The 7,635-nt window shown below is 38.9% G+C and carries 9 protein-coding genes and 1 pseudogene; all 10 read right to left on the reverse strand.

What is annotated here, in order from left to right; translation table 11 throughout:
* A partial coding sequence (locus Q0F90_RS05700; RefSeq protein ID WP_296004122.1) for a DHH family phosphoesterase occupies window positions 1–664 on the reverse strand: 664 nt, incomplete at its 3' end.
* Between the two features lie 194 nt (window positions 665–858).
* Window positions 859–2,277, reverse strand: a complete 1,419-nt coding sequence (gene hydG / locus Q0F90_RS05705; RefSeq protein ID WP_296004123.1) for a [FeFe] hydrogenase H-cluster radical SAM maturase HydG — start codon at window positions 2,275–2,277, stop codon at window positions 859–861.
* Window positions 2,278–2,513: 236 nt separating this feature from the next.
* The gene (gene fetB, locus Q0F90_RS05710) at window positions 2,514–3,278 is read right to left on the reverse strand and encodes an ABC transporter permease (RefSeq protein ID WP_296004124.1); all 765 of its coding nucleotides are present in this window, start codon (window positions 3,276–3,278) and stop codon (window positions 2,514–2,516) included.
* Window positions 3,275–3,931, reverse strand: a complete 657-nt coding sequence (locus tag Q0F90_RS05715) for an ATP-binding cassette domain-containing protein (RefSeq protein ID WP_296004125.1) — start codon at window positions 3,929–3,931, stop codon at window positions 3,275–3,277. The genes fetB and Q0F90_RS05715 overlap by 4 nt, the downstream gene beginning before the upstream one ends.
* A 139-nt stretch (window positions 3,932–4,070) precedes the next feature.
* Window positions 4,071–4,355: a 50S ribosomal protein L27 gene (gene rpmA / locus Q0F90_RS05720; RefSeq protein ID WP_004696430.1), complete on the reverse strand. Its 285-nt coding sequence runs from the start codon at window positions 4,353–4,355 to the stop codon at window positions 4,071–4,073.
* 12 nt (window positions 4,356–4,367) lie between these two features.
* Window positions 4,368–4,682 (reverse strand): ribosomal-processing cysteine protease Prp, encoded by a 315-nt coding sequence (locus tag Q0F90_RS05725; RefSeq protein WP_004698521.1) that lies wholly within the window; start codon window positions 4,680–4,682, stop codon window positions 4,368–4,370.
* 2 nt (window positions 4,683–4,684) lie between these two features.
* Window positions 4,685–4,996 carry a 50S ribosomal protein L21 gene (gene rplU / locus Q0F90_RS05730; RefSeq protein WP_004698652.1) on the reverse strand — a complete coding sequence of 104 codons (312 nt, stop codon included), beginning with the start codon at window positions 4,994–4,996 and terminating at the stop codon, window positions 4,685–4,687.
* A 204-nt stretch (window positions 4,997–5,200) separates the two neighbouring features.
* Entirely contained in the window at window positions 5,201–5,776 is a 576-nt protein-coding gene (locus tag Q0F90_RS05735; RefSeq protein ID WP_296004126.1) for a manganese efflux pump MntP family protein, read from the reverse strand.
* 28 nt (window positions 5,777–5,804) lie between these two features.
* Complete coding sequence (locus tag Q0F90_RS05740; protein WP_296004127.1) at window positions 5,805–7,232, reverse strand: Rne/Rng family ribonuclease; 1,428 nt, start codon at window positions 7,230–7,232, stop codon at window positions 5,805–5,807.
* Window positions 7,233–7,383: 151 nt separating this feature from the next.
* Window positions 7,384–7,635: pseudogene (locus Q0F90_RS05745) on the reverse strand (radical SAM protein); the annotation flags it as partial.

Below are 7,635 nucleotides of genomic sequence, written 5' to 3' on the forward strand. Positions count from 1 at the left end.
TATCTAAATCATCTAAATACCATTCACCATGCTTTGTAAGCCACAAGGCTTGGCATAATTTAAAAGCTACGCCGACGCCAGATAAGTTTTTATCCTTATATGGACAATCCTTTTGCTTGTGGTTAATAACAGCCTTAGCCCTCGGAATCATATCTGGTGCCGTATGATGATCGGTAATAATCATATCGATACGATCACGCACGGCCTCTACAATATCGTAAGAGCTAATACCGCAGTCTACGGTAATTACTAAAGCTGTTCCCCGTTCTATAAGGTGCTCTAAAGCCTCTAAATTGAGGCCATACCCTTCGCTTTGACGTTCTGGTATGTAATAGGTAACATCGGCACCTAACTTCTTTAAAAATCGATAGAGTACAGATGTTGCAGTAATACCATCTACATCATAATCGCCATAAATGACGATTGGTTTGTGACTTTCAATTGTCTCCTGAACTAGCGAAACAGCCACGTCCATACCCTTTAAAGTGAATGGGTCTAACAAATCTGACAAAGTTCCTTGTAAAAACTGACGACCTTCGTCAACATCAATGTGACGATTCACCATTAATTTAGCCACAATAGGGTTCACACCAAGTTCACGGATTAAGATATTTTCTTTCTCTCGGTCACCTTCACAGAGGCGCCAACGTTTTTTCTTAATCATCATATCCCTCAGTAGTTTATAATCAATATTATTCTAGAATTTAACGTATTATCATTATCATTTTTATTTATTATACCCTAAAAAACGAATAAAATAAACTATTTTATATATTTTATTCTCATTTAACTTTTGACATTTTCTCAACAAAAAAGAACCTCCCATTATCAATAGGAGGTTCTAGATCAGTGAATTACTTAGAACCGGAAGTCCCGTTCGCCGTCTTTCATCTGTGCAATATAAGCTTTAGCTTTTTCTTTAACTAAATCATTTTTAATATTTTCTAACTGTTGTTCGATAACCTTTGCACCATGAGCTTTAGTCTTCTCATCGCCGTAGTCCATGATGTATTCGTTTAATGTCATCAACGCATTTGGTTGGCAACAGTTGTGAATTTGACCGGATTTAGCAAGGGCCATGAAACGGTCCCCTGTTCTACCTGCACGATAACATGCAGTACAGAAGCTCGGTACATAACCAAGGTCTAATAACCAGTCTACGATTTCATCTAATGTACGAGTGTCACTGCGATCAAATTGAGCAGAATTATCTTCTGGTTTCTCTTCCTCTTTGTAACCACCTACACTAGTACGAGAGCCACCACTAATTTGGGAGATACCTAATGCCAAGCCACGTTCACGCATAGATTGGCTTTCACGGGTAGACATAATCATACCTGTATACGGTGTGGATACGCGAATGAGAGCAACGATTTTTTCAAATACATCGTCAGGTACTGCATTACTGAAATCATCCACATTAATATCATCAGCTGGACAAATACGAGGCACAGAAATAGTATGTGGACCTACGCCAAATACCGCTTCTAAATGCTCTGCATGCATCAACAAGCCTACAAAATCGTATTTATAATGTTCTAAGCCATAAAGAACACCGATGCCTACATCGTCAATACCACCTTGCATCGCGCGGTCCATCGCCTCTGTATGGTAGGCGTAGTCGCTCTTAGGGCCTGTTGGATGTAAGGCTTCGTAGTTTTCTTTATTGTACGTTTCTTGGAACAGTGTATACGTACCAATACCAGCTTCATGTAATTTCTTGTAGTCCTCAACGGAACAAGCTGCAATATTTACGTTAACGCGACGGATTTCACCATTTTTATTTTTAATACTGTAAATGGTCTTGATGGATTCCAAAATATATTCCAGAGGATTATTAAGAGGATCTTCACCAGACTCAATTACGATACGCTTATGGCCCATCGCTTCTAAAGCAATAACCTCTTCTCTAATTTGTTCTTGCGTTAATTTCTTACGTTTAATATCGCGATTTTTAGAGTGATACGGACAGTACACACAACCATTAATACAATAGTTAGACAAATATAATGGTGCAAATAAAACGATACGATCGCCGTAAATGGCTTTCTTGATTTCTTTTGCTAAAGCAAAGAGCTTTTCCTTATATTCAGGTAACGGACATTCTAAGAGAACTGCTGCTTCTCTGTGGTTTAACCCCTTAAATGTAGCAGCTTTTGCTAAAATAGCATCTAACAACTCCCGATTTTCCTTATTTTCCTCTGCATAAGCAAGAGTATCAAGGATTTCCTGATGGGAAATAAACTCCTCCGCCTTTGGAGATTTTACATCATACATAGTACTTACCTCAATTCTTTCTAGTGGCCATGCCACCCCTCTTTAGGTTTATGAAAGTATATGACAACCAGTCTTCTGGTATTTCACTGATACTGTACTTAGTATACCACTATTCCTACTAAAAAACATAGGAATTTGACACACAAAATAAAAAGAATAGTAATCTATAATTACTACTCTTTCTTTAATAAATATTATATTTAATTGTTATCTATAAATAATATTACGTGCGTATCTTACTTATGTAATTGATTTCTACTATTAAAAAAGCCTTTGTAAGCAAGTTGGCATGCAATAAAACAAGCAATAGATATGGTAGATAATGACATAAATGTAACGATCATCTGATACTTCACAGCTTCTAATGGAGGCATCCCCGCTAATATAAGACCAGTCATCATACCTGGCAATGCAACTATCCCCAATGTTTTTGCACTATCTATGGTAGGTTGCAAGCCAGTTTTTATTACATCCCGCACAATAGCTTTAGATGCTTGCTTCGGAGTACTACCTAAAGCGAGTTTGATTTCAATCTCCTGTTGACGCAACTCAAAATTCGACAGTAGTTGTCTATAACAAAGCCCTATGGCAACCATAGCGCCACTAATAACCATCCCGCCTACTGGAATCAATTGATAAGCAGTAAAATCTAGTACACCTGTTAAGAGTAAAATGGATAATGTTATCCATGCACCAACGGTAATAGCAAACCAAGAGATCCATAGGGCATGAGGAATCCCCTGCCCACGTTTAGCGGAGTTATAAGCTGCATTGAAAGCCATAAAACCTAGTAAGCCAATGATAAATATAGGACTTTCAGTACTAAAAATATAGGATAAAATAAATCCAATAATTAATAGTTGAACTGTAGCTCGTATGGCGCTAATGAAAATATCCTTTTCTAATTTCAATTCTTGTCGATAGGACATCACCATACTAATGATAACTAATATTGATGCTAGGCATAGCGATGCAGTAGAAATAGCATGAAACTGACTCATCGCAACACCTCCTCTTTAGCTAGCACACCATCCACAACAGTGATACGACGATTAGCTTTCCGCAAACTTTGTTCTTCACTATGAGTAATAGATACTATAGTCATCCCTTTATTATGAAGCTCATCTATGACTTGTTCTACAATAGATGTATTAACAAAGTCTAATGCTGAAGTAACCTCGTCTAATAGCAATACCTTTGGTTCAAAAATGAGACTTCGAATAAGGCAAATCCTCTGCATTTCACCACCAGATAATTCATCATTACGTCGCTCAAGATATTCCATAGGCATATGTAATAAATCAAATAAATATTGAATGCGCTCCATATCGGGTTTCATACCACGGATATCATAAGGAAACAAAATGTTACGGCGTACCGTTTTAGCAAATAAATAAGGTCTTTGAAAACAATACCCTACCTCTTTTCGGTAGTTTTCAGGATCTATGGATGTTAAATCACGACCATTATACGTAATATAACCTGAAGTAGGGCTAATTAAATCACTGCATAACTTTAACAGCGTACTCTTACCACTACCAGAAGGACCTACAATAGTCATATAGTCACCTTCATGTATAGCTAGAGAGATATCTCGAATGATAGCTTTATCTTTTACAACATAGGATATATTAGAAAGATCTAATAACGCCATAATGCCCCCTATCCACGCTTAGAAAACCAAAGTATATTTTGAAAATTATTTTTAATTATATTATATTAATCTAACTAATACTATAGATAACAAAAAAATCCCTAGTGGAAACCACTAGGGATTAATAGTCTTTGTAAAATTAAGCTTCTACAGGGTATACGCTAACTTTACGGTTATAACGACCAGCACGTTCAAATGCTACTTTACCAGGCACAAGTGCGAATAAAGTGTCATCTTTACCGATACCTACGTTAGTACCAGGGTGGAAGTGAGTACCACGTTGACGAACGATGATGTTACCGCTCTTTACGATGGAACCATCATGGCATTTAACACCAAGACGTTTAGATTCACTGTCACGACCGTTACGAGTACTGGACACACCTTTTTTATGTGCGAACAATTGCAAATCAAAAGTAAACATTAAGTTCACCTCCTATATTTCGTGTATTTGGACAAACTCTGGATATTGACGGCTAATCTCCTCTAAACCGAGAAGCATAGTCCCCAGAATATCCTGTCCACTCTGGTTAATCGTTCCAGAGAGAACTATATCACATTGACCTTCGCTATTCGTATATTCCCCTTCTTGCTGAGCAATCTGAGTAAGTCCTAACATTGCCGTTGCCGATAAGGCAGACACTGCAGCACATACGATATCGAAGCCATGCTCATCATATCCTGCATGACCGGACATATGACAACCAATTACTTGACCATCACTGTTCCGCTGGATTCCGATGGAAACCATAATTAAGCTTGGATAGATTCAATACGAACTTTTGTGAACGGTTGACGATGGCCTTGACGACGACGGTAGTTGGATTTAGCTTTGTATTTGAATACTAAGATTTTTTTACCTTTACCATGCTCAAGAACTGTACCTGTAACTTTTGCACCGTTTACAAGAGGAGCGCCAACTTTAACGTCGCCGTCATTCACTACAGTCAAAACTTCTTCGAATGTAACGGACTCGTTAGCAGCTGCTTCCAATTTTTCGATAGTAATTACATCGCCTTCAGCAACGCGATATTGTTTACCACCAGTTTTAATAATTGCGTACATGAGAACACCTCCTTGTTATCGAACTCGCTGAATTCGGTATCCCGACCCGAACTTCGGTCGGGCGTTTAAACCTGCTTCACGCGGATTGCAAAGTTCAGTAAACCGAACTAATACTGATATAGTATATCCTATTTACCTATCCATGTCAAACAAAATTCAACATAAATAGCTCAGTTCCCGATACTTTCATATATATACAAGCCTCTAAAATTCACCGAGAATTCCGAGATGTTGTAAAAGTATTTTAGTGCCGATGAGGATTAACACGCCCCCGCCGAGAATGTCTGCATATTTCCCAACAAATTGGCCCATAAATTTCCCCAAGTATACCCCAACTAAAGAGATACCAAAGGTAATAACGCCAATCATGGTAGATGCTTCCCACACATTAATAGGCATGAAGGCAAAGGTAAGACCTACAGCCATGGCATCAAGGCTAGTGGCTACGGAGAGCATTATCATTTCCCAAGCGCCTAAGAACTGTTTATCATCGTCATCATCATCTTCATCGCTAAGACCCTCTCTAATCATAGCGATACCTAAATAACCGAGAAGACCAAAGATAATCCAATGATCCCATTCAGCTATGACATCGATAAACTGGCGTCCAATAAGCCAGCCAATAACGGGCATGAGAAACTGGAATAAACCAAATAAAAAGGCTAAGGTCACTTTTCGACCATTCTCACCTACAGGCATTGTTAGTCCTTTACCGATAGATACACCAAAGGCATCCATAGCAAGACCTATACTAATTAATACAATTTCAAATACTGACACAATATTCCTCTATAAACAAACTACTTACTTATTCTGCTACAGCCATCAAAGAATAGCCTTCACGACTAATTTGAGAATTTACTACAATAGAAATCTTACGGCCTATAGACTCTCCTAGATCCTCTAGAACAGCCTTTGTTAAATATTGAGCCACCTCTGGATGAACTTCAATTTCTAGATTCGATTTAATACGTCCCGATTTAAATAATTCACGGATACGTCGAACGATCTGCATATATACAGTTCTACCAGACAACATATATCCTGTGCCACCACATTGAGGGCATGTATCAAACATCAAGGTTTGTAAACCTTGACGGGCACGCTTACGGGTCATCTCCACAAGGCCAAGCGAACTAATACCACATACAACGGTTTTCATCTTATCTAACTTAGCTTGTGCGCTCAATAGTTGTAGCAACTCTTGTTGATGCGCCTTATCCTTCATGTCGATAAAATCGACGATGATGATGCCACCAATATCTCGTAATCGCAATTGACGACAGATTTCTTTAGCCGCCTCTTTATTGACTGTGAAAGCTAAATCTTCTAGCTTATTGGATTTGCCCGTATAATGAGCAGAGTTCACATCGAATACGGTAAGCGCCTCTGTATGGTCAATACGGATAGAACCACCAGAAGGAAGATTGATATCTCGAGAGATAAGATCCTCTAATTGAGGTTCAATGTGATTAGCTTTAAAGATAGGTGTGCTATCACGATGGCGCGTCACTTTAATTTGCTGTGATGTAGGGCCATGACCTAAGAGGTCCATCAATCGTGATTCACCCATATCGGAGTCGACGATGATTTCTTCTACATTGCGATGGGCATAATCCCGTACAAGGCGGAACCAGAAATCCGCATCACTATACAAATCAGTGCCGCTCTTAGCCACTTTAAAGCGCTTTAGCACATGTTGCCACGTACGCCACAAATAGTCCATATCTCGACCAATTTCATCAGCACTAGCCTTAGCGGCTGCAGTACGAATAATAAAACCGCAACCCTCTTGCACATATGGTGCTGCTAACTCTTGCAACTTTGCACGCAACGCTTCATCAGTAATCTTTTTAGAGATGTGCATACCTTCAGAATATGGTAAAAGTACCATAAAACGACCGGCCAAGCTCACATCAGCAGTAACACGAGCCCCTTTACCGAGCATTTCTTCTTTTACGACTTGCACGAGAACTTGTTGCCCCACAGATAGGCGTGGCAAGATCTTCTGTTCCTTCCCTTGTTGAAGGTTCAAATAGGCATTCTGAGAGCCACCAATATCAACAAAGGCCGCTTGCATACCGTTCAAAACGTTTTTAACAGTCCCTTTGTACATATGATTTGCCATATGAGACTCATCAGTACGTTCTAAGACAAAGTCTACTAACTGCCCTTCTTCGTCGATAACAGCCATGCGAATTTCTTCGCGCATAACATTGACCAAAATTTTATGCATCCTATCCCTCCCTTCTTTCCATTCAGAATATACTAGTACGTTAAATGCTATGATTTACCTAAAGATTCGACTTATATGCTTAATAGTGATACCTAAGCAAATCTACTAAAATTGTAGATTTCATTTATAGAAATTCAATCGTATTAATTGATTAGTAATTAATCTCTAAAGGCGTATAACGACCTTCTTCGTTTTCTACCATAATGGCTTTGCGATGAATTTCATAGCCCGTCGTAATAGGCCAGTTATATTGCTCTTTACCAAGGTTCCACACTTCGCTAGGTTTGATGGTACCTTGTGGGTAGATGCCGATACCCATAGTAAGGGTTACCATACCGTCCTTAACAGATGCTACAATAGGTTCTTTTACAAACTCTTTCACATCGATAGTACGAGTTTTCTT

The sequence above is a fragment of the uncultured Veillonella sp. genome, assembly GCF_934190855.1.
Taxonomy (GTDB): Bacteria; Bacillota; Negativicutes; order Veillonellales; family Veillonellaceae; genus Veillonella.

Bases quoted from the DNA above. Each gene is read 5' to 3' on its own strand.
- hydG (WP_296004123.1), bottom strand. From the start codon at position 2,277: ATGTATGATGTAAAATCTCCAAAGGCGGAGGAGTTTATTTCCCATCAG.
- fetB (WP_296004124.1), bottom strand. From the start codon at position 3,278: ATGAGTCAGTTTCATGCTATTTCTACTGCATCGCTATGCCTAGCATCA.
- Q0F90_RS05715 (WP_296004125.1), bottom strand. From the start codon at position 3,931: ATGGCGTTATTAGATCTTTCTAATATATCCTATGTTGTAAAAGATAAA.
- rpmA (WP_004696430.1), bottom strand. From the start codon at position 4,355: ATGTTTACTTTTGATTTGCAATTGTTCGCACATAAAAAAGGTGTGTCC.
- Q0F90_RS05725 (WP_004698521.1), bottom strand. From the start codon at position 4,682: ATGGTTTCCATCGGAATCCAGCGGAACAGTGATGGTCAAGTAATTGGT.
- rplU (WP_004698652.1), bottom strand. From the start codon at position 4,996: ATGTACGCAATTATTAAAACTGGTGGTAAACAATATCGCGTTGCTGAA.
- Q0F90_RS05740 (WP_296004127.1), bottom strand. From the start codon at position 7,232: ATGCATAAAATTTTGGTCAATGTTATGCGCGAAGAAATTCGCATGGCT.